This window comes from Streptomyces sp. NPDC085481, assembly GCF_044541845.1.
In the GTDB taxonomy this organism is placed as follows: Bacteria; Actinomycetota; Actinomycetes; order Streptomycetales; family Streptomycetaceae; genus Streptomyces.
In genome coordinates this window covers 50,335-72,511 of record NZ_JBITTJ010000012.1, presented here as the reverse complement: position 1 = coordinate 72,511, position 22,177 = coordinate 50,335, and the positions used below count along the sequence as shown (strand labels likewise).

General features: G+C 73.0%; 18 protein-coding genes. 15 read left to right on the top strand and 3 right to left on the bottom strand.

Going from position 1 to position 22,177, the window contains the following annotated elements:
- Positions 1–357: 357 nt before the first annotated feature.
- The 4 genes from ACIGEZ_RS24040 (at position 358) to ACIGEZ_RS24025 (ending at position 5,868) form a co-directional block, all read left to right on the top strand.
- The gene (locus tag ACIGEZ_RS24040) at positions 358–2,910 is read left to right on the top strand and encodes a discoidin domain-containing protein (protein WP_399834337.1); all 2,553 of its coding nucleotides are present in this window, start codon (positions 358–360) and stop codon (positions 2,908–2,910) included.
- A gap of 366 nt (positions 2,911–3,276) precedes the next feature.
- Positions 3,277–3,942, top strand: coding sequence for a VanZ family protein (locus tag ACIGEZ_RS24035; RefSeq protein ID WP_399834336.1), 666 nt, complete (start codon positions 3,277–3,279; stop codon positions 3,940–3,942).
- A gap of 68 nt (positions 3,943–4,010) precedes the next feature.
- On the top strand, positions 4,011–4,751 hold the full coding sequence (locus ACIGEZ_RS24030) for a response regulator transcription factor (protein ID WP_399834334.1): 741 nt from the start codon (positions 4,011–4,013) through the stop codon (positions 4,749–4,751).
- On the top strand, positions 4,744–5,868 hold the full coding sequence (locus tag ACIGEZ_RS24025; RefSeq protein WP_399834332.1) for a sensor histidine kinase: 1,125 nt from the start codon (positions 4,744–4,746) through the stop codon (positions 5,866–5,868). The genes ACIGEZ_RS24030 and ACIGEZ_RS24025 overlap by 8 nt, the downstream gene beginning before the upstream one ends.
- 40 nt (positions 5,869–5,908) lie before the next feature.
- On the opposite strand, the gene ACIGEZ_RS24020 is transcribed toward ACIGEZ_RS24025, so the two are convergent.
- Both ACIGEZ_RS24020 and ACIGEZ_RS24015 read right to left on the bottom strand, forming a co-directional pair.
- Positions 5,909–9,217, bottom strand: a complete 3,309-nt coding sequence (locus ACIGEZ_RS24020) for a S8 family peptidase (RefSeq protein ID WP_399834681.1) — start codon at positions 9,215–9,217, stop codon at positions 5,909–5,911.
- A gap of 551 nt (positions 9,218–9,768) precedes the next feature.
- Entirely contained in the window at positions 9,769–10,410 is a 642-nt protein-coding gene (locus ACIGEZ_RS24015; protein WP_399834330.1) for a class I SAM-dependent methyltransferase, read from the bottom strand.
- Between the two features lie 80 nt (positions 10,411–10,490).
- Between ACIGEZ_RS24015 and ACIGEZ_RS24010 the strand changes: the two genes are divergently transcribed.
- From ACIGEZ_RS24010 to ACIGEZ_RS23990, 5 genes are all read left to right on the top strand, one after another.
- Entirely contained in the window at positions 10,491–11,327 is an 837-nt protein-coding gene (locus tag ACIGEZ_RS24010) for a carboxylesterase family protein (RefSeq protein WP_399834328.1), read from the top strand.
- Between the two features lie 135 nt (positions 11,328–11,462).
- Complete coding sequence (locus ACIGEZ_RS24005; protein WP_399834679.1) at positions 11,463–11,960, top strand: SigE family RNA polymerase sigma factor; 498 nt, start codon at positions 11,463–11,465, stop codon at positions 11,958–11,960.
- Positions 11,953–12,360 carry a hypothetical protein gene (locus tag ACIGEZ_RS24000; RefSeq protein ID WP_399834327.1) on the top strand — a complete coding sequence of 136 codons (408 nt, stop codon included), beginning with the start codon at positions 11,953–11,955 and terminating at the stop codon, positions 12,358–12,360. The genes ACIGEZ_RS24005 and ACIGEZ_RS24000 overlap by 8 nt, the downstream gene beginning before the upstream one ends.
- A gap of 215 nt (positions 12,361–12,575) precedes the next feature.
- Complete coding sequence (locus ACIGEZ_RS23995; protein ID WP_399834325.1) at positions 12,576–13,823, top strand: mannosyltransferase family protein; 1,248 nt, start codon at positions 12,576–12,578, stop codon at positions 13,821–13,823.
- Positions 13,824–14,085: 262 nt separating this feature from the next.
- Positions 14,086–14,883: a polysaccharide deacetylase family protein gene (locus ACIGEZ_RS23990; RefSeq protein ID WP_399834323.1), complete on the top strand. Its 798-nt coding sequence runs from the start codon at positions 14,086–14,088 to the stop codon at positions 14,881–14,883.
- Positions 14,884–14,911: 28 nt separating this feature from the next.
- Here the strand turns inward: ACIGEZ_RS23990 and ACIGEZ_RS23985 are convergent, their stop codons facing one another.
- Positions 14,912–16,222 (bottom strand): MFS transporter, encoded by a 1,311-nt coding sequence (locus ACIGEZ_RS23985; RefSeq protein WP_399834321.1) that lies wholly within the window; start codon positions 16,220–16,222, stop codon positions 14,912–14,914.
- Positions 16,223–16,378: 156 nt separating this feature from the next.
- Between ACIGEZ_RS23985 and ACIGEZ_RS23980 the strand changes: the two genes are divergently transcribed.
- Genes ACIGEZ_RS23980 through ACIGEZ_RS23955 form a run of 6 tightly spaced genes read left to right on the top strand, consistent with a single transcriptional unit; the run spans position 16,379 to position 22,111 of the window.
- Positions 16,379–17,404 carry an ABC transporter substrate-binding protein gene (locus tag ACIGEZ_RS23980; protein ID WP_399834319.1) on the top strand — a complete coding sequence of 342 codons (1,026 nt, stop codon included), beginning with the start codon at positions 16,379–16,381 and terminating at the stop codon, positions 17,402–17,404.
- Complete coding sequence (locus ACIGEZ_RS23975) at positions 17,394–18,473, top strand: FecCD family ABC transporter permease (protein WP_399834318.1); 1,080 nt, start codon at positions 17,394–17,396, stop codon at positions 18,471–18,473. Before ACIGEZ_RS23980 ends, ACIGEZ_RS23975 begins: the two co-directional genes overlap by 11 nt.
- Positions 18,470–19,267, top strand: a complete 798-nt coding sequence (locus tag ACIGEZ_RS23970) for an ABC transporter ATP-binding protein (protein WP_399834316.1) — start codon at positions 18,470–18,472, stop codon at positions 19,265–19,267. Before ACIGEZ_RS23975 ends, ACIGEZ_RS23970 begins: the two co-directional genes overlap by 4 nt.
- Positions 19,268–19,282: 15 nt before the next feature.
- On the top strand, positions 19,283–20,167 hold the full coding sequence (locus ACIGEZ_RS23965) for a Rossmann-like domain-containing protein (protein WP_399834314.1): 885 nt from the start codon (positions 19,283–19,285) through the stop codon (positions 20,165–20,167).
- A complete protein-coding gene (locus ACIGEZ_RS23960) occupies positions 20,164–21,168 on the top strand; it encodes a GHMP kinase (RefSeq protein WP_399834312.1) in 1,005 nt (334 codons plus the stop codon). Before ACIGEZ_RS23965 ends, ACIGEZ_RS23960 begins: the two co-directional genes overlap by 4 nt.
- Positions 21,089–22,111 (top strand): pyridoxal-phosphate dependent enzyme, encoded by a 1,023-nt coding sequence (locus tag ACIGEZ_RS23955; protein ID WP_399834310.1) that lies wholly within the window; start codon positions 21,089–21,091, stop codon positions 22,109–22,111. Before ACIGEZ_RS23960 ends, ACIGEZ_RS23955 begins: the two co-directional genes overlap by 80 nt.
- The last annotated feature ends 66 nt before the right edge of the window (positions 22,112–22,177 follow it).

The following is a 22,177-nucleotide window of genomic DNA, read 5'->3' as shown; positions in this document are numbered from 1 at the left end:
CACGACGCTTGTGCCATTCAGCGAAGTCGCGCGCGGGTTGGGTGAAGCCGCTGGGTCGCGGCGTCAGAGTGCACCCTGAGCGGCGCGCGGAGCATGCCGCGCTGTGCCGGAAGCGCGGCCCCGACGGCGGTGATCCCGTGCACGTCGGGATGCGGCTCGCGCCGGGTGGTGGTCAGCCGCGTACGGGCGACACCACGCGAAGCCGGTGAGTCCCGCCGCCGGGGCCGGCGGAGGAGTCGGTTCCGCGTGGGGCTGGCGCGGGTGTGGGCCAACTCCGCTGTTCCGGGGCCGAGTTGATGCGTTTTGACCTATGTTCTAGGGGCCCGCAGCGGTTCACCGTTCGCCCAGGAGGTCCGATTGCAACCCAGACGCATCCGCGCCCTTGCCGGAGCATTCCGCCGCTCCCCTCTGCTCATCGCCTTCGCCCTCGGTTCGCTGCTCGTCGGGCTCACCCCCTGGCTGGGAGTGGCGAGCACGGGGCCGGGCGGCCACCGCCCGACCCCGCCACCGCCTTCCGCGCCCTTCGACCAGCAGACCGCGCAGCAGTCACCGCACCACGGCGTCGCCCCGGCGAACGCCATGGAGCCGACGGCCCCCGTGCTCGACCGGACCGGATGGACGGCCACGGCGAGCGACGAGGAGACCGTCAGGGAGAACGGCCGCGCGGCCAACGTCCTCGACGGCAACACGGCCACCCTCTGGCACAGCAGGTGGTCCGGGACCCCGGCCCCGCTGCCGCACAGCATCACCATCGACATGCACCGCACGACGGTGGTCTCGGCGCTCGTCTACCGGCCCCGCACCGACAAGGCCAACGGGCGCGTCGGCGAGTACGGCATCAGCGTGAGCGCCGACGGCCGGAACTGGGGCAGTCCGGTCGCCACCGGCACCCTCGCGGACGACGCCGGCGCCAAGACCCTCGGATTCGCCCCGCAGGGCGCGCGGTTCGTCCGGCTCACCGCCGTCACCGAGGCCGGCAACCGCGGCCCGTGGAGCTCTGCCGCGGAACTCGACCTGCTCGGCGATCCCGGAACCCCGGCGGCCACCGTCGACCTGCCCCGGACCGGATGGACGGCCACGGCGAGCGACGAGGAGACCGCCAGGGAGAACGGCCGCGCGGCCAACGTCCTCGACGGCGACGCCGCCACCCTCTGGCACAGCAGGTGGTCCGGAACCCCGGCCCCGCTGCCGCACAGCATCACCATCGACATGCACCGCACGACGGCCGTCTCCGCCCTGGTCTACCAGCCCCGCAAGGACAGCCCCAACGGGCGCGCAGGCACGTACACCATCACCACCAGCAGCAACGGCACGACCTTCGGCGCACCGGTCTCCTCGGGCACCTGGCGCGACGACGACACCGTCAAGACCGCCACGTTCACCCGCACCGACAACACCCGCTACATACGCCTGACCGTGACACGCGAGGCCGGCAACCGCGGGCCCTGGACCTCCGCCGCCGAGATACGCCTGAGCGGACCGGCCGGCCCCGCCGTCCACGGCTCCTGGAGCCGGATCACCGGCTTCCCCCTGGTGCCGGTGGCCACCGCCGTCCTGCCGGGCGACAAGCTCCTGGCCTGGTCGGCGTACGCGGTCGACCGCTTCGGCGGCAGCAACGGCTACACCCAGACCGCGATCCTGGACCTGAAGACGGGCAAGGTCACCCAGCGCCGCATCGACAACACCGGCCACGACATGTTCTGCCCGGGCATAGCGATGCTCGCCGACGGCCGGGTCCTGGTCACCGGCGGCAGCAACGCCGAGAAGGCGAGCGTCTACGACCCGGCCACCGATGCCTGGTCCGAGTCCACCAGCATGAACATCGCCCGGGGCTACCAGGCCATGACCCTGCTCTCCACCGGCGAGGCCTTCGTCCTCGGCGGATCCTGGAGCGGAGCCACGGGCGACAAGGCCGGCGAGGTCTGGTCCCCGGACACCCGCACCTGGCGCAAGCTCCCCGGCGTCCTCGCCGCCCCGGCACTGACGGCCGACCCCGCAGGCGCCTACCGCGCCGACAACCACATGTGGCTGTACGCCACCTCGGGCGGCAAGGTGCTCCAGCTGGGCCCGAGCAAGCAGATGAACTGGATCACGACCGGGGGGAACGGGAGCATCACTTCCGCCGGCACCCGGGCGGACAGCCCCGACGCCATGACCGGCAACGCCGTCGCGTACGACATCGGCAAGCTGCTCACCCTGGGCGGCTCGCCCGCGTACGAGAAGACGCCCGCCACCCGGCGCGCGTACACGGTGAGCATCGACGGCAACCGGGTGCAGGCCGCGCGTACGGGCGACATGGGCCACGCCCGCGCCTTCGGCAACAGCGTCGTCCTGCCCGACGGCAAGGTCGCCGTGTTCGGCGGGCAGGCCTACCCCGTGCCGTTCAGCGACGCCACGTCGGTGCTGACCCCCGAGCTGTGGGACCCGGCGACCGGACGCTTCACTCCGCTCGCCACCATGGCCATCCCGCGCAACTACCACAGCGTGGCCAACCTGCTGCCCGACGGACGGATCTTCTCCGGCGGCGGCGGCCTGTGCGGTGACTGCGCCACCAACCACGCCGACGGAGCCGTGTTCACACCGCCGTACCTGCTCAACGCCGACGGCTCGCCCAAGCCGCGTCCCGTCATCACCGGCGGCGTACCGCCGCAGGCCGCCGCCGGCACCTCGCTCACCGTCGGCACCGAGGGGCCGGTGGCCTCCTTCGTCCTGATGCGGGCCTCGGCCGCGACCCACTCCACGGACAACGACCAGCGGCGGGTCCCGCTGGTGTCAACGGCCGCGGGGACCGGCACGTACACGGTGTCCATCCCGGCCGACAAGGGCGTGGTCCTGCCGGGCACCTACATGCTCTTCGCACTGGACGCCCAAGGCGTGCCGAGCATCGCCCGGTTCCTCACCGTCTCCTGACGGCACGACGGCCCCTGGCCCTCCTGGGGGCCAGGGGGTCGCAGGTCCACCCGCACCAGCGGACGGGGACCGCGGGTGCGGTGTCAGTCCGCTGAGCTATCGTTCCCGCGACCGCACACCGACCGTAGGGATCACGAGAATTGACCGGCCTGTCTGCCTTCCCGCTGCCCTTCGGGGCTGTAGGGGCGTACGGACGTCGGACCGCGGACGCCCCGTGTATCGCGGGCGTATCGAAAAGCGCATACGCCGCTGCAACGGCTCCCCGTGTCCCATGGGGGCGTGAAACACCACGCATCCCTGTCAGAACCGTCAGCTCCGTCAGAATCGTCAGAACAGCCGGCGCCGCCCGGCCGCACGCGCAGGATCGTGCTTCTCGGCCTGGCGATCCCCGGCCTGGCGAGCGCCCTGTTCGTCGTGCGCGGGCCGCTCATGATGGCCGCTCCGAAGTGCAAGGCCGGGCGGTGGCACGGCTGCTTCGACACGTTCAACGGGGTCGTGCTCATGACGTTGGTCGCGCTGCCGTTGGCCGTTCTGGTCGTGTGGGCGCTGGCGCGCCGTCGGCGGGCAGCCGACCGGGCAGCGGCGTGGCGGATGTCGCTGGCCGAGGTGGGCATGGTCCATGGAACGGTGCCGTTCCTGTGGATGACCATGATGCCGGGCGCCGGAGCCGGCGTCGTCCCCGCCCGAGTGAGCCTGGTACCGCTGCGGGACCTGGTCACGATGGGGCCGCTCGGGATCGCCGGCAATCTGCTGGTCTTCGCGTCGCTGGGGTTCTTCGCCCCGATGCGGTTCGCCGCGCTGGCGTCCGCGCCGCGGATCCTGGCCCTCGGGGCGGGCTGCTCGGTCCTGGTCGAGACCGTGCAGTACGTGCTGCAGCTCGACCGGGTGTCCTCCGTGGACGACGTCCTGGTCAACGCCGCCGGCGCCGTGCTGGCCGGACTGGCGTCGCGCCGCTGGTGGCGCACCGCGGCGGAGACGCCGTCGGACCGGCCTCGCCCCACGCCGGCAGCGGCCGGTGCCGGCACCGGCTGAGCCGCGTGTCCGGTGTGCCCAGGTCGTCGCATACGTCGGCGATACGTTCTGCTGCTTAGGCTTCAGCCATGCGCGTACTGATCGTGGAGGACGAGCCCTACCTGGCCGAAGCCGTCCGTGACGGCCTGCGGCTCGAGGCGATCGCCGCCGACATCGCCGGCGACGGCGACTCCGCCCTGGAACTGCTCAGCGTCCACTCCTACGACCTCGCGGTCCTCGACCGAGACATCCCCGGCCCCTCCGGCGACGAGGTCGCCCGGCGCATCGTCGCCTCCGGCAGCGGCATCCCGATCCTCATGCTGACGGCTGCCGACCGGATCGACGACAAGGCCTCCGGGTTCGAGCTGGGCGCCGACGACTACCTCACGAAGCCGTTCGAGCTGCGGGAGCTCGTCCTGCGGCTGAGGGCGCTCGATCGCAGACGCGGGTACGCGCGGCCCCCGGTCCGCGAGATCGCGGGCCTGCGGCTCGACCCCTTCCGCCGGGAGGTCTTCCGCGACGGACGCTACGTCGCGCTCACCCGCAAACAGTTCGCCGTGCTGGAAGTCCTCGTCGCCGCCGATGGCGGGGTCGTCAGCTCCGAAGAGCTGCTCGAACGGGCCTGGGACGAGAACGCCGACCCCCTGACCAATGCCGTACGCATCACCGTCTCCGCACTGCGCAAACGGCTCGGCGAACCATGGGTCATCGCCACGGTGCCGGGCGTCGGCTACCGCATCGACACCGGCCCCGGCACCACCACCCCCGGCACCTCCGGTCCCGGCACCGCACCCACCGGCACCACGCCCCCCGGCAGTACGCGTGGATAGACGCCCAGGGCTCAGCGCCCGGCTGAAACTCACCCTCAGCTACGCCGGATTCCTCGCCGTCGCCGGCGCACTCCTGCTGGCCGTGGTGTGGGTGTTCCTGCTGCGCTACGTACCCGACAACCCCCAGGGTCTTCTCGGGATCTCGCCCAACCGCTATCTCCTCGTGCACACCTTCGCCCCCGCCGCGGCCGTGGCGATGGTCTTCCTGCTCGTGTTCGGCCTCGCCGGGGGATGGATCCTCGCCGGCCGCATGCTCGCCCCCCTCACACAGATCAGGGAGGCGGCACGGATGGCCGGGAACGGGGCGCTGTCCCACCGGATCCGCATGAAGGGCCGCCAGGACGAATTCCGTGAACTCTCCGACGCGTTCGACTCGATGCTCGAACAGCTCGAGTCCCACGTCGCCGAGCAGCAGAGGTTCGCCGCGAACGCGTCCCACGAACTGCGCACCCCGCTGGCGATCACCCGGACGCTCCTCGACGTCGCCCGCAAGGACCCCACGCGGGACCGGGGGGAACTCGTCGAGCGCCTGTACGAGGTCAACACGCGCGCGATCGACCTCACCGAGGCCCTCCTGCTGCTCGGCCGAGGCGACCGCGGACACTTCACGCGCGCGAGCGTCGACCTCTCCCTCGTCGCCGAAGAAGCCGCCGAAACGCTGCTTCCCCTCGCCGAACAGCGCCGGATCACACTCGACGTCACCGGCGGGGCGGCCCGGACGAGCGGCTCCGCGGAGCTCCTGCTGCGGATGGTGACCAACCTCGTGCAGAACGCCATCGTCCACAACCTCCCCACCGGCGGCACCGTGGCCGTCCACACCGAGGCGCACGGCGACACGAGCGTGCTGCGGGTCGAGAACACGGGCCGCCCGCTCCCACCGGAACTGGTGCCGACCCTCACGGAACCCTTCCAGCGCGGAACGGAACGCGTGCGCACCGACGAGCACGCCGGCGTCGGCCTCGGCCTGGCCATCGTGCACAGCGTCGTCCGCGCCCACGAGGGGACCCTCGACCTCGTCGCCCGCCCCGCCGGCGGTCTCCTCGTCACCGTCCGGCTACCCGGCACGCCTCAGGCCAGGCCGACGGGGCTCGAACCTCGCCTCGGCCCTGGAGGCTGAGGCGAGGTCGGGACCGCCGACAACGGTCAGCGCGGCAGCGTCACTTGCCGTACCACGCGTTGTGGACGGTCAGCGTCGACGTGTTGCCCTGCTTGTCCGTGACCACGGCGGAGAGCGAGATGCCGTCGTCCTTCGCGGGATTCTTCAGGGAGATCCTGCCGCTGTTGACCGGCACGAGCTGCCAGGTCTTCCCGTTGTCGTAACTCACCGACACCTTCAGCGACTTGAGGTTTCCCCCGGCCGCGGAGCCCTGCACGGTCACCGGGACGGTGACCGGCTGGTTCTCCGGGGCGCGTGAGGCGAGGTCGACGGGGGCCGCGAAGCGGACCGTCGAGACCGGCAGGGCCGTGGTGGCCGTGACCTGTCGCGAACGGAACGTGAAGCCGGCGTCGACGCGGGTGGAGGCCGCGGCGGTGTTCGCCGGGCGTTCCACGGAGGTGACCAGCCGGTATTCGGCGTCGCCTGCGTGGGCGGCACCGATCGTGAAGGGCTGCGAGCCGGTCAGCGGGTCGTCGTTCTGGCCGATCTTGACGCCGTCGCGGTACAGCGTCGACGTGGCCGAGGTGTACGGCGTGCGCCCGGGGTGGCCCTGGCCGTCGGCGAGCAGGGGCAGGGAGCCGATGAGCTGCTGCTCGCCCGTCGCCGGGTCGGGAGCGGTGCGGAAGACGCCCATCCGCTCGCCCAGGAGCGGGCCGAGGACGCCCGTGTTGAACGTCTCCCGGTACGTCCTGCCGGCCTCGTAGCGCTTCGGCCGGACCATCTCCCAGCTTCCCTCCCAGGCCGGGTAGCCCCACTCGTCGGGTTCGCCGGTCTGGTCGAGCCTGGTGAGCCACTCGACGCCGTCGGCGGTGGAGACGAGGAAGGTGCGCGTGCCCGGCGCCGCCTGCGGGGCGGAGAATCCGTTGCCCTCCGGCGCGCCCGGGAGATGGGCGAACGGGGAGGTGAGAACGGACTTGCCGGGCGCGGAGGCACCGAGACCGACCTTGAGGGTGGCCAGCTCGTTCGCCTTCACGTGCTTGGTGTAGCCGGTCGCGATCCTGCTCGCCTTGCCGCCGAAGGCCACCGAGTACTGGGTCGTGGCGTCCTTGAGGAAGTGTGCGTCCCAGGTCTGCAGGAGCGAGCCGTCGGTGACGGCCGGACCCATGTGGGCGGTGCGGAAGCCGGTGAAGCCCCTGAGGACCCAGCCGTTGCCGACGCGGCCGGTCTCGGTGGCGACCTCGTAGTACGTGCCCGCGTAGTCCGCCCGGTCGAGGCCGGGCACGGTGAGGTCCACCGGCTTGGTGGTACGGGCGTCGGCGGTGACCGTGGTGTCGCCGGAGACGTCCAGCTTCGGCTGGGCGATCCAGTCGGTGCCCTTGGCGTAGTCCGACGGGTCCTGGTAGACGGCCGTGTTGAGGGTGTACGAGCCCTTGGGCACCCGGATCGTGTGGCTGCCCGGCTCGTTGTCGATGCGGGTCGCGAAGCCGGCGGCCGGGCCGCCGACGCCCATCAGGGTGCTGGAGAAGTTCCGGGCGTCCGCGCCGTCGCGGTCGACGGTCCTCAGCGTGACGTCGTACGACTCCGCCTCACGGACGGCCACGGCGGCCGTGCGGACCGACTGGCCCGCGGCGGTGGCGGTGACGTAGCCCGAGTAGGTGCCGTCGGCGTCGCCGATCCTGGTGTCGGCCACGAGGTCGACCTCGGCCCTGCCGCCGGCGGGCACGGTCACCTTCGAGGCGCCGAGCGTGAAGAACCCGGCCGGGGCCGGCTCGCCCTTCGGGTCCAGGGTGGACACCGTCAGGTCGAGGGTGACGTCGGTGGTCCCGAGGTTGCGGTAGGCGACCTTCCGGGTGAGGGACTGGTCGTCGGCGTGCGGCCACCGGGCCGTACCGAAGTTCAGCGAGACCGGATCGGCGATCACGCTCTGGGCCAGTGCCTTGTCGATCTGGACGCGGCCCGAGCCCTGCTGGAAGGCGGTGTAGTCGCCGCCCTTGGTGGAGGCGGTCAGCGCGCCCTTGAGCTCGGCGGACTTCCACTCCGGATGCCGCTGCTTCAGGATCGCCGCCGCGCCCGCGACGTGCGGGGTGGCCATCGAGGTGCCGTCGATCTGCAGGTACCCCGGTGCGGGGTGCGGGGTGCCGGGGCGCGTGTCGAGGGCGCTGCCGGGGGCGGCGGCCGCCGCGATGGCGACGCCGGGCGCGGTCACGTCCGGCTTGACGGCGCCGTCGCCGACCCGCGGGCCGATGCTGGAGAAGGCCGCGAGCCGGTCCTCCTTGTCGACGGCGCCGACGGTCAGCGCGGCGTCCGCGGTGCCCGGCGAGCCCACCGTCGAGTCGCCGCCCTCGCCCTCGTTGCCCGCCGCGACGGCGAACAGGATCCCCTTCTCGGCGGACAGCCTGTCGACCGTGGCTTCCAGCGGGTCGACGCCGGGGCTGTCGGGGCCGCCGAGGCTGAGGTTGACCACGTCCGCGCCTTCGGCGGCGGCCCACTCCATGCCCGCGATGACGGCGGAGTCGTCACCGTAGCCCGCGTCGTCGAGGACCTTTCCGCTGATCACCTTGGCGCCCGGGGCGACGCCCTTGTACCGGCCACCGGACGCGGCGCCGGTTCCCGCGGCGATCGACGCGACGTGGGTGCCGTGTCCGACGCGGTCCACGGTGTCGGGGGAGGCGGAGAAGTTCTTCTCGGCAACGACCTGGGGCCCGAGGTCCTCGTGGGTCCTGTCGACGCCGGTGTCGAGGACGGCGATCTTGACGCCCGTGCCGTCGTACCCGGACTCCCACGCCTTGTCGGCGCCGATCTGCCGGACGCTGCGGTCCAGGCTCGCCGTGCGCACTCCGTCCAGCCAGACCTTGCCGATGCCGGAGGCGGTGGCGCGCAGTCCACTGCGCTGCCGGTCGGTCAGCGCCTCCCACACCCTGGCGACGTCGTCCTGGGACGTACGGATGGCGTCGGCGTCGAGGGTCGGGAACGTGCGCCGCAGCCGGGTGTCGCCGGCCGAACGCACCTCGGCCCGCGCGGCACCGGCACCCCCTTCGTACTGCACGATGAGATTGAGCCCGGCTCGATGGCTCCTGCGCAGGTGCGCGTCGGTGAGCACGCCGAGGTCGAACAGCCGCTGGTCGAGCCTGCCGTCGGCGACGAGGCGCTGCGCGTCGCCGGGCACCACCAGCGTGTGCTCCCCGACCCGCTGCACCTGTACGGGTATGTGTTCACGGCCCTCGGCGGACTCGAAGCCCACCATCCGGCCCTTGGCGTCCACCACCACGCGGTCGCCCGTGACGAGCGGGATCCGCTGGTTGCCGTCGACGTGTCTGATGTCCGGTGTGGCCGTCGCGTTCGCGGTGATCGCCGTCGCGGGGCCGGTCATGCCTGCCACCAGCGCGACCGATGTGGCCGCGGCGATGGTGAAGGCGTGTGCTCTGTGCACGTGTGCGCGCAAGTCTCCCCCAGGAGCTCGGGATGAGGTCGTGTGGTCGGTACCGGCCGGGGCGCAGCGTCGCCCGATTCCGGTCAGCGCAGTATGTGAGGTGATCAACGGCGGGGCGGGCGTGGGGGATTGAGCTGCGTGGTTTCCAGCCATCCGGACGGCCGCGAGTGGGATGGGGCCACGACGGCTCCGTGACGGCTCTGTGACACCCGGGCGATCCTTGTGCGACACCGGCGCCCACCGCCCCTCCGGATCGCAGGCCCCGCACGGATTCCGGGGACGGCGCCCCCGCGGTCGGAGCGTGTCCTTCCCATTGGCCGTATCCGCATCCGTACGGAAGCCGCCCGCGGGGCTCGGAGAAACGGGGAAGACCCCGACCGCATCAGTGGTCGGGGCCTGCCCCACGAGGGGCTCATGTCGCACGGACGTCTGCGGCTCCGCGGCCGGTGCGAGGTCGCCCGGGGCCCCGGGGCTCCCGCGCGATGCCTACCTCAGGGCCGACGCACCGCGATGCCGAGGGAGAGCGCACCCAGGGACTTCGGGGCGCCCTCCTCGTAGAAGACGTCCAGCTCGGTGATGGTGAAGCCGGCGGTGGTGAGCAGGCCGACGATGGGACGGGTGAGGTGACAGCCGTCGAGGAGGCGCTGCTGCAGCGGGTCGAGGCGGCGTTGCCAGCGGCGTACCCGTTCGTCCGGGGCCAGTCCGTGCTCGACGAAGTGCAGGGCTCCGCCGGGCCTGAGGACGCGTCGTACCTCGCGGAGCGCGGCGTCGGCGTCCGGGATGGTGCAGAGGGTCCAGGTGGACAGCGCGGTGTCGAAGCTCTCGTCGGGGAAGGGGAGCGACTGGCCGTCGAGGCCGGAGCGCTCGACCGGGGTGGTGGTCGCGGCGATGCGCTTCGCGGCCAGTCGCCAGCCCACGTCCGAGGGTTCGACGGCGGCGACCCGCCTGACGGCCGGTGGGTAGAAGGGGACGTTGTGCCCGGAGCCGAACCCGATCTCCAGCACCTCGCCTTCCAGGCCCGCGCAGACGCGCCGCCGCAGATCCCTGGCCTGGTCCGCGCCGCAGGCGACGTCGACGATCCGCGGGACGATCTGCTTGGCGTAGAAACCCATGGCGGCCTTCCGCGAGCTCATGACCGGGTCGTCGGTTGCTGCCCAGTCCACCACACGAGATCGGCCCGTGACGGAGACTGCTCCGTGTGACGAGGGAAAACGTGAGTGGACGTACGACAGTGGTCGCGATCCGGCAGGGGAGGCTGCGGGGTGTGGCGGACGGCCCGGTGTCCGCCTTCCGCGGGATCCCGTACGCGGCCTCGCCCGTGGGACGGCTGCGGTTCCGGCCGCCGGTGGCGCATCCCGGGTGGGGAGGGGTGCGGGACGCGGCGGAGGCGGGGCCGGCCGTGCCTCAGGCGGCCTCGCGGCTCGCGGCGGTCATGGGGGAGCGGGAGGCGGACTGGGACGAGGACGGCTGTCTCCGGCTGAACGTCTGGACGCCGGGTGACGCCATAGGCGGGCGCCGGCCCCGGGCGGTTCTGGTCTGGTATCACGGCGGCGGCTTCACCAGTGGCTCCGGCGGGTGGGACTGGTACGACGGTGCTCGCCTGGCCGCCGCCGGGGACATCGTGGTGCTGACCGCCAACTACCGTGTAGGCGCGCTGGGTTACCTGCGGCTGCCGGAGGTGGGGGCGGACACCCAGGCGGCGTTCGGCGCGGGCGTCGAGACCCTCGCGGACGCCTGCGCCGCCCTCGGGACGCCGGCCCACGTCTACCGCTTCACCCGTATCTCGACCGCGGTTCCGGGACTCGGCGCACCGCACTGCTCCGACCTCCCGTTCGCGTTCGACAACCTCGACGCCTACGCCTCGGCGCCGATGCTCGGCCCGGTCGGCACCGGCGACCGGGCCCTCGCCCGCTCGTTCAGCGGAGCGCTGGCGGCCTTCACCGCCACGGGGGACCCGGGCTGGCCCGCGTACCGGCCCGACCCGGACCCGTACGTCCACCGGTTCGGTACGGCCCCGGACGCCGAGCGGGGGGTTGGGCCGACGGGCTGAGGCGCGGGCGCGGGACGCGTGTCCCCGGGCCGCGGTTCCGTGACGACGATCACCCTTGTTTTCGGGGTTCGGTGTCAACCGGAGGCCCCGCGGCGGGCGTATGCGGGGTGAAGCCAGGAGATCCGGGAGTTGCTGTTGACCGTCGAGGAGTTCGAAGAGTTCTACGCCCAAGCGGTGACCCGGCTCACGGGCCAGCTGTACGTGATGCTCGGCGACCTGCACGAGGCGCAGGACGTCGTACAGGAGGCCTTCGTCAAGGGCTGGAGCCGCAGACGGCAGCTGGACCGTGACGGGCAGCCGGAGGCGTGGATCCGTACGGTCGCCTGGCGGCTCGCGGTGAGCCGCTGGCGGTTCCGGCGGCGGACGTCCGAGGCGTGGCGGCGCGGGGGAGCCCCGCCCGCGGTCGAGGGCCCCGAGCCGGACCACCTGGTGCTCGTCGACGCCCTACGCGAACTGCCGCCCCAGCAGCGCCGGACCCTCGCCCTCTACTACCTGTGCGACCTCAGCGTGGAACAGGTCGCCGGCGAGACCGGTCTGTCGAGCGGCACCGTCAAGACCCATCTGTCCCGCGGCCGCGCGGCGCTCGCCGACCGGATCCAGGACCCGCGTATCGAGGAGGCACCCGGTGACTGAGCCCCACGACCCGCTCCGGTCGCTGTTCCAGGAAGCGGCCGCCGCCGGTCGGTCGCGCGCCACCCATCCGCCCGTCGCCGACATCAGCGAGCGGGGCCGGCGAGCGCAGCGCCGGCGCCTCGCCGTGTTCGCCGCGGGTGCCTGTCTCGTCCTCGGCGGCGGGAGCACGGCCCTCGCGACCCTCCTGCCGGGAGGCTCGCAACCCGTCCTGCCGGCCACGAGCCCCTCGGTCGGCGGGCCGTCGCCCATGAACACGACCCGGCCGCCGAAGACGGACGTGCCCTTCCCCGGCGTGCGGACGAGCCCGCCGATCGGCGCGACGACCAGCCCACCGACCGGTGAGCACGGCTCGGCTCCGCCGCAGGGTACGCCGACGTCGACCCGGTCGACCGACCGCTAGGACCTGGAGGACCTGTCCGGCGGCCGATCGCCAGGAGCCGACCCCGAGGGGTGTCTCGCCGATCAGGCCAGGCTCGCGGCGTGATCGACGAGACACGCCCTAACCCCCTCACCACCCCTAACGCCCCCCTAGGCCCGCCTCCAGGCCGCTTCGCAGCGTCACCGCGCGCCCCCGATGTGATCCCGCACGCCCTCGCTACGCCCGGAAAGTCTCAGATGCCCTTCATATCCCACGACACGCGTGACGCCGTGTCATCCGAGTCCCGCGCCCCCGGCCCCATCGCCGCACCCTCCGCCACCCCCTCCGCCGCACCCGCCACCCCGCTCCGTCGCCTCCGCCTGAACGGCGCCGACCGCGACGTCCTGTGGCTGTACCTCTGCACCCGGCTCGCGGTTCTCCTCGCGGCCTACTGCACCCGCTGGCTCTTCCCCGCCGACCCCCGGACCCACGACGCCGGGCCCGTCCTCGCCGTCTTCGAGCGGTGGGACTGGAACCACTACCTGCACATAGCCCGCGACGGCTACTTCCCCGCCGATTCCGGCGCGTGGCCGCAGCCGTGGGACAACAGGGAGGCCTTCTTCCCCGGCTTCCCCCTCGTGCTGCGCGCCGTCCACACCGTGATGCCGGACTGGACCGCCGCGGGCCTGCTCATCTCGCTCGTCGCCGGTGCCGTCGCCGTCGTGGCCCTGGCCCGTATCGCCCGGCTCCGCCTGGGGCACGCGGAGGGCGGCCGACGGACCGTGCTGCTCATGCTGCTCTCGCCGTGCGCGGTCTTCCTGGCCGTCGGCTACACCGAGGCGCTCTTCCTCGCCTTCGCCCTTCCCGCCTGGCTGGCCGCGATGCGCCGCGACTGGCCGGTCGCCGCGCTCCTGACCGCCTGCGCCACCACCGTACGCGTCAGCGGTCTCTTCCTCGCCGCCGCCCTCGCCGTCCACTTCGTCCTGACCGCCCGCGAGCGCGGGGACCGGCGCCGGCTGCCCTGGCTCGCCCTGCCCGCGCTGCCGCCGCTGGTCTACAGCTGGTACCTGCGCGCTCGGACCGGCGACTGGATGGCGTGGAAACACGCCCAGGAGCGGGGCTGGTACCGCGACTTCCACGCCCCCTGGGAGGCCTGGAACACGACCTGGGAGGCCGCCTTCGGCCACACCCAGACCACGCCGTACGCCGTCATGTGGCAGGCCGAGCTGGCGGGCATGGTCGTGGGCCTCGCCCTGGTCGTGCTGCTCGTACGCACGCGGCGCTGGCCCGAGGCCTGCTACATCGCGCTCACGCTGTGGGCCCTCGGGACGTCCTACTGGTACATGTCCATCCCCCGCGCCACCCTCCTGTGGTGGCCGTTGTGGACCGCACTCGCGCTGTGGACCCTGCGCCGTCCGCGCCTCATGACGCTCTACCTGTGCGTGTCCGTGCCGCTGTCCGTCGTCGTGGCGGTGACCTTCTTCTCCGGGCGCTGGGCGGGCTGACGACCCGGTCATGGTTCGACACCGCCGGCGGGACCCAAGTCCTCGCCGGGCAAGGGAGTTCCGGGATCTCCTCGACATTTCGCCGGGCTCCGGCACGAGTCGTACGAGCTGCCCGGCGGCCGCTTCAACCGACACGACATGATGCGGCTCTTCCCAGGTGAGAGGACCCGTGATGGGCGCCGAATTGGGTGGAACCTTCCCGCCGCGTTAACCGTCCTCTCATCTGGGAGACGGTCAAGAACTTATGGGGAGTGGGCATTCCATGCGGCTGAAGGGCAAGTACACCGCGCACATAGCCGTCGTGGCTTCGGCGGTCGGACTCAGTCTGGCGGCGTGGGGGGCCTCGGCGCTGACGGACGGCGAGGCCGCCGCCAAGGCGGGCGTCGAGCAGCAGAAGCGCACTCCGGCGCAGCAGGCCGAGGAGCCGGCCAAGGTGCCGCCGGTGAAGGTGCCCGAGAGCATCGCGCATGCCGCCGAGGCGGGCGGGTCGGCCGTGAACATCACGATCGACGACGGGCCCGACCCGCGGTGGACGCCCAAGATGCTGGAGATCCTCAAAGAGAACGACGTCAAGGCCGTGTTCTGCATGGTCGGGCCGCGGGCGAAGGAGTACCCGGACCTGGTCAAGCGGGTCGTCGCGGAGGGGCACCGGCTCTGCGACCACACCACCTCCCATGACACCACGATGGACAAGAAGCCCGTCGCCTACCAGAAGCAGCAGATCCTCGACGGCAAGAAGATGATCGAGGACGCGGCCGGGGGCGCGAAGGTCGAGTACTACCGCGCGCCGGGCGGAGCGTTCACCCCGGACAGCCGGCGGATCGCCGCGGCGGCGGGGATGCGGCCGCTGGGCTGGAACGTCGACACGAAGGACTTCGAGCAGCCGGGTACGGCCGCGATCGTCCACACGGTCAAGAGCGAGCTGTCCAACGGGCCGACGATCCTCTTCCACGACGGCGGCGGTGACCGCAGCCAGTCGGTCGCGGCCCTGGAGCAGGTGCTGCCGTGGCTCAAGGAGAAGGGCCGCACCTTCAGCTTCCCGGTGCGGACCACTCCCTAACGGGTGACCGGCCCTGGTCTGGCCGGCGTCAGTCCGTCGCCGGTGGTGCCGTACGGCCGAAGTGACGGGCCGTGGGCACCAGCGCCGCTGCCGCCGGTACGAGGAAGCAGGCGGCGGCGCACGCGCCGAGGACGGCCGTGACGCCGAAGGCGTCGATCGCGGGCGCGATCAGGGCCAGGCCGACGGGTGCCAGGCCGTACGAGACGAGGAAGTCGAGCGACGAGACGCGGGCCAGCCTGTCCGGCGCGACCTCGCGCTGGGTGGCCGTGAACCAGGGCACGTTGAAGAGTTCGATGCCGATCCCCGCGACGGCGTACGCGGCGACGACCACCACCGGCGGCACCGGCAGCATCAGGCTCAGCGGCGCGACACCGTACGCGGCGAGCCCCGCGAAGGCGGCCCAGCCCTGGGAGCGGGGCCGCCATCGGGCGATCACCAGCGCCCCGCCGAGCGCGCCCACGGTGTACGCGGTCATCGCCGCGGCCAGCACCCACTCCGTCCCGTAGCGGTCCCGGCTGATCAGGGGAAGGGCGACGCTCGTCGCGGAGTAGCCGAGCGCGATGACGGCGACGAGGGCGGCGAGTCCGGCCAGGAACCAGGGATGGCGGCGGGCTTCGCGTATGCCGTCCAGGAACTCGGCGCGGAAGCCGGCGCGCGGGGCGGGCCCGGTCGATGAGGAGTCCGCGGTCGATGCGGAGTCCGTTGCCGCCGCCGTTGCCGTCGTGCGTGCGGCGGCGCCGCCCTTGCCGGGGACGAGTGCGGCGACCAGCCAGAGCAGGGCGATGCCGAGCAGCAGCGTCGCAGTGTCCAGGAACGCGGCCAGGAGCGCCGTCAGGGCCGGGCCGGCCAGTGTGGAGCTTCGTACCGCCATGGTCACGGCCGCGTTGGCCTGCTGACGCTGCTCGGGGGCGACCGTCTCGGCCGTGAGCGCCTGGAACGCCGGGCGGCAGGCACCCTGTCCGGCGCCGGCGAGCGCGGCGGCCGCCGTCATCAGCACGAGCGAGCGGCCGAGGCCGGCGGCCAGGAGCGGCGCCGCGACCGCTGCCGCGAGGGCGGACCACAGGACGACCGCGCGCCGGGAGTGCCGGTCGGCCAGCACGCCGCCGACGGCGACCGCGGCGAGGAATCCGGCGGTACGGGCCGCGAGGACCAGACCGAGCCCGGCGGGGCCGAGGTCGCGGTGGAGTACGGCGAGGCCGAGGACGAAGGGCAGGGCCCAGGTCGCGAGCCCGGAGGCGGTGGTGCCCGCCCACAGGCGGAGGAACGCGGCGTCACGGAGGACCCAACGCGGGGGCGGGGCGGCGGACTTGTGCGCCGTCGGCGCGGGAGTGGTGGTCACGGTGTGGCTGCTCCTTGGGGACGGGATGCGGTTCGGCGAAGCGCACCCCGGAGTCGTTAATGAAAATGATTGTCATTACAGTACCCTTCGAACGCGGCCGCCCTGCCCCGTGCACGACAAGGCCCACCCCTGCCTCCCTCCCGGACCGGAGCTCCCATGCGCCACCCCGCCCGCCTCGGCATCGCCCTGACCCTCGCCCTCGCCACCGCCGGCTGTTCCGCAGCGGCGGACCCGGCACCGACCGCGACCGCACCGACCGCCACCGCACCGGCGGCCTCCGTCACCAGCTGCGGCCGCCAGGTGACCTTCGCCACGCCGCCGACCAGGGCCGTAGCCCTGGACCAGACCTCGACCGAGACCCTCCTCGAACTCGGACTCGAGGACCGGTTGGCCGGAACGGCCAACCTCAAGACGAAGATCCCCGCCGCCTACCAGGCCGCGTACGCCACCGTCCCGGTGATCGCCCCGAAGATCGCCACCGGCGAGCAACTGCGCGCCGCCGCCCCCGACTTCGTCGTGGCGGGATCCACGGACCTCTTCACCAAGGACCGGGCCGGCACCCGCGAGGAACTGGACGCCCTCAAGGTCCCCACCTTCGTCAGCGCCGTGGACTGCCCGCGGCGGAACCCGCCCGGCAGGACCCCCTTCGAGCTGCTCTTCTCCGACTACGAGAACCTCGGAAGAGTCTTCGGTGCCGAGGAGCGGGCCGGCAGGCTGGCCGCCGACCAGCGCGCCGCGGTCGCCAAGGCGGGGGAGACCGCCTCCAGGGTCCCCCGGGGCGCCGACCGGCCGACCGTCGTCTACCTCTACTCCGTCTTCAACGGCATGCCGTACGTGGCGGGGAAGGCCGGCCTGCCCAGCGAGATGAGCCGGATCGTCGGCGCGAAGAACGCCTTCGACGACGTCGACGAGGACTGGCCGGAGGTCACCTGGGAGGAAGTCGCCGAGCGCGACCCGGACTTCATCGTCATCGGCGACCTGTCCGAGCGCGGCCGGCCGGGCGACAGCGCCGCCGAGAAGCGCGCCGAGCTCGGCCGGCACCCGGTGATCTCCCAGCTGGCCGCGGTCCGGAACCACAGGATCCTCGAAGTGCCGGGCATCGAACTGGACCCCTCCGTGCGCTCCGTACACGCCCTCGGGCTGCTGGCCCAGGGGATGAAGGACCTCGGCTATGCCCGCTGAAGCGGACACCCGGGGGGCGACCGCTCCCCCCGCGGGATACGGCCGGACCGGCGGCCTCCCGGTGATCGCCCAGGGCGCCCGGGCGCTCCTCGCCGTCTGCGCCCTGGCGGGCTCCGTGGCCGCCGCCGTGCGCATCGGCGCAGCCGACGTGGGCTGGCCGGACCTGGCCCGCGTCCTCGGCGCCCATCTCGGCCTGGACGTCGAGCCCTTGCCCCCGCTGCTGGACTCCCTCGTCTGGGACCTGCGCCTGCCGCGCGCCCTGATGGCCGCGCTCGTGGGCGCCTCGCTCGCCGTGTGCGGCGCGGTGCTCCAGGCGGTCACCCGCAACGCGCTCGCCGACCCGTACCTGCTCGGCGTCTCCTCGGGCGCGTCGACCGGAGCCGTGACCGTCGTCGTCCTCGGCGTCGGCGCCGGCGCGCTCGGGGTCACCGGCGGCGCCCTCGCGGGCGCGCTGCTCTCCTTCGGGCTCCTGCTGCTCCTGCTGCGGCGCAGCGGGCTCGACTCGGTCCGTATCGTCCTCACCGGCGTGGTCGTCGGCCAGCTCTTCACCGCGCTGACCTCGCTCGTCCTGATGGCCTCGGCGGACGCGGACACCACCCGGGCCGTCACCCACTGGCTGCTCGGCTCGATGGCGCCGGCCCGCTGGAACACCGTCGTGGTCTGCGCGATCGTCACCCCGCTGGGGCTGGCCGCCGCGTGGCTGTGCTCCAACGCCCTCGACGGGCTCGCGTTCGGCACGGACACCGCCGCCTCCCTCGGGATCGGCGTACGACACACGCGGCTGCTGCTGCTCGTGGTCACCGCCGTGCTGACGGCCGTGGCGGTGGCGACGGTCGGGGCCATCGGTTTCGTCGGGCTGATCGTCCCCCACGGGGTGCGGTTCCTCGTCGGGCCGCTGCACCGGGTGCTGTTGCCCTACGCGGCACTCGTGGGCGCGGTGTTCCTGGTGTGGACGGACGCGCTGGCGCGGATCGCCTTCGCACCACGCGAGGTTCCGGTGGGCGTGATCACCGCGCTGCTCGGTGTGCCGCTCTTCCTCCTCGTGCTGCGCAAGCGGGGTGAGCTGTGAGGATCACCGTCGAGGACCTGAGCTGGTCGGTGGCGGGCACTCCGGTCGTACGCGGGGTCGGCGTGGACATCGCACCCGGCGAGACGGTCGGCCTGCTCGGACCCAACGGCTCGGGCAAGTCCTCGCTGCTGCGTTGCCTGGCCGGGCTGCGGGCCCCCGACTCGGGCACGGTCCGGTACGACGGCGCGTCCGTACGGGACTGGAGCGAGCGCCGGATCGCCCGCCACGTCGCCTTCGTCGCACAGGATTCGGGAGCGGACAGCGATCTGCGGGTCGTCGACGTCGTCGGACTGGGGCGGACCCCGTTCCGGGACCGCTGGCGCGGACCGGACGCCACCGACCGGGCGGTGGTCGCCGCCGCGCTGGAACGGGTCGGGCTCACGGCGCTGGCCGGCCGGCCCTGGAAGGCGCTGTCGGGCGGCGAGCGGCAGCGCGCCCACATCGCCCGCGCGCTGGCGCAGCAGCCGCACGCGCTGCTGCTCGACGAGCCCACCAACCACCTCGACGTCAGACACCAGCTGGAACTGATGGAGCTGCTGACCGGCACCGACCGGACGGTCCTGGTCGCGCTGCACGACCTGTCGCTCGCCGCCCGGTACTGCGACCGGCTGCTGCTCCTCCACCACGGCCGCCTGATCGCCTCCGGCACCCCGGCCGCCGTCCTGACGGCGGAACGTCTCGCCGCGGTCTTCGGGGTGGACGCCGAACTCACCACCGACGCGCTGGGACACCCGGCCGTCGCCTATCGGGGGCCGCTCACCGCCGTGGCACCGATCTCCGAACCCGCTCTGTGAAGAGGAACGAACCCCATGAACCTGACCACCCCCACCCCCACCCCCACCCCCACCTCGACCCTCACCCCCGCCCCCGGCCTCGCACCGACCGTCGACGCGCTCGTCGCGTCCGTCCTCGCGGGTGATCACGGCCCGCTGCCCTCCGAACTCGTCGCGACCAGCGTGTTCTGGATCCACCACGGCACCCGCCTGGCCGGCGGCGACACCACCTACCTCAACCAGTACGTCCTGGTCCGCCTGGGCGGTTCCTTCGGCGGCTGCGCCTTCGAGGCCGGCGAGATCGACCCCTCGATCTGCCGCGACTCCTCCGGCACGCCGCTCGACGTCCTGCTGCGCGAGGCCCCGCGCCCGCTGCGGATCGCCGCCCTCGACGCGTACCTCTCCGAGACGCGCCCCCACCGCGTGGCCGCAGGTGCCGGCGAAGCCGAGCCGGTCACCCTTCCCGCCGGCACCCCGGAGGTCCGGGCGAAGGCCCGCGACGCGGCCATCGCCGGTCTGCTCGACATCACCGAAGGCGCCGAGGTCGGCCTGATCGGCGTCGTCAACCCGCTGGTCGCCGCGATCCGAGAGCGCGGCGGCGAACCGCTGCCCTGCGACCTCAACCTCACGGCCACCCAGTGGGGCGACCCGGTCACCGCCGACATGCACGAGGTGCTCGACCGCGCCGAAGCCGTCGTCGCCACCGGAATGACCCTGAGCAACGGCTCCTTCGACACGATCCTGGAGCGCTGCCGGTCCCGGGGCGTCCCGCTGATCGTCTACGCGCAGACCGGCAGCGCCGTGGCCCGCGCCTTCCTCGGGGCGGGCGTGACGGCGCTGTCGGCGGAGCCGTTCCCCTTCTCCCAGTTCAGCGCCGAGGAGACGACGCTGTACCGCTACCGGACGGCGAGCCGCGCGTGATCCCCACCGGCACCGGCCACGCCCCCTGCCACCACGGCGAGATCCTCCAGGGCGTCTTCCTCGACCCCGGCGGACGCCGGTGCGCCGCTCTGGTCACCCTCCCGATGGCCGGGCCCGGCAGCCAGGCCCGGTTCGTCCGCCGTCCCGGCACGGCCCCCGATGCGCTCACGGTCGCCCCCGCCGACCGCACGAAGGCCGCGCACGCCGCACTCCTCGCGGTCGAGGAGTGCGCGCGGCGGACCGGACTGCCGCCCTGCGGTGGGCAGTTGCGGCTCGCCGGGGACATCCCGGTGGGCCTGGGCATGGGCAGCTCCACGAGCGACGTGATCGCCACCGTGCGCGCGGTCGCCGCCTCGTACGGGCTGAGCCTCGCCCCCGAGACGGTCGCCCGGCTCGCCGTCCGGGCGGAACTGGCCTGCGATCCGCTGATGCTGGACGGCCGCCCGGTGCTGTTCGCCCAGCGGGAGGGCCGGGTCCTGGAGGTCCTCGGCCCGGCCCTGCCGCCCCTGGTCGTGGTGGGCTGCGCGCTCGGCGGCGGCGCGCCCGTGGACACCCTCGGCCTGCCCGTACCGGAGCCGTCCGACGCCGACATCAGAGACTTCGAGCGGCTGCGTGCGCTGCTGCGCCGGGCGGTGGCCACCGGCGACGCCCGGCTCCTCGGCGAGGTCGCCACCGCCAGCGCACGGCACGGACAACAGGCCCTGCTGCACCCGGAGTTCGACGCACTGACCGCCGTCGCCCGGCGGGTCGGGGCGGCCGGTGTGCAGATCGCGCACAGCGGCGCGGTCGCGGGGGTGCTGTTCGACCCCGCCGCACCGGGCCTGCGGCACCGCCTGCGCAGCTGCCTGCGCGCCCTGGACGCCCACGGAATCCCCGCCACCCGGACCTTCACGACCTTCACCACCAGCAAGGAGCTCCTGAATGGACCAGCACATCGCGGAGGCGATCGGCCGGCCGGACCTGATACGCCTCGACGACCGGCTCGTCTGCCTGCGCTTTGAGACGATGAAGGCGGTCTCCGCCCTCGCGGCGGTACGCCACCTGCTCGACACCGGGGCCGTACGGCGCGGGGACACGCTGCTCGACAGCTCCAGCGGCATCTACGCGTACGCCCTCGCCCTGGCCTGTCACCGGCACGGCATGCGGTGCCACATCGTCGGATCGACGACGGTCGACCACACACTCCGCACCCAACTGGCCGTGCTCGGGGCGACGTTGGAGCAGATGGAACCGTGCAGCGATCTCAAGCTGGACCAGAAGCGGCGGGTGGAGCGGATCCACGAGATCCTGGCAGAGCACCCCGAGTACCACTGGATGCGGCAGTACCACGACGACATCCACTACCTCGGCTACCGCGCGATCGCCACCCGGATCCGCGACGCGACGGACGGCCCGACCGGCCTCACCGTCGTCGGCGGCGTCGGATCGGGCGCATCGACCGGCGCCCTGGCCCGCTACCTGCGCGCGTCGGGCGACGGCCGGGCCGACGTCGAACTCGTCGGCGTCCAGCCGTACGGCAGCGTCACCTTCGGCGCGGAGCACGTCTTCGATCCCGAGATCATCATCGCCGGGATCGGCAGCTCCATCCCCTTCGGGAACGTCTCCCACGAGCTGTACGACACCCTGCACTGGATCTCCTTCGAAGCGGCGCTGGCCGGCAGCGTCGACCTGCTCCGCCGGCACGCGGTCTTCGCGGGCCTGTCGACCGGGGCCGGCTACCTCGCCGCCCGTCACGAGCAGCGGCGCGCCCCCGGGCGGACGGTCCTCTTCATCGCCGCCGACACCGGCCACCGTTACGTCGACACCGTCTTCGCCCGGCACCGGGAGGCCGCCCCCCTCGCGGAGCTCGCCCCTCGTGACGTGGCCGACCAGAGCGAGTTGGCCCTCCCGTGGTCCCGGATGCGCTGGAACAGGGCGGAGGGCCACGGAAAACACGTGGACTGAGCGGTCGCCCCTGCGGGACACTCCGATTTCTCACCTACTGGTGCGACAACACAGGGTTGGGATGGG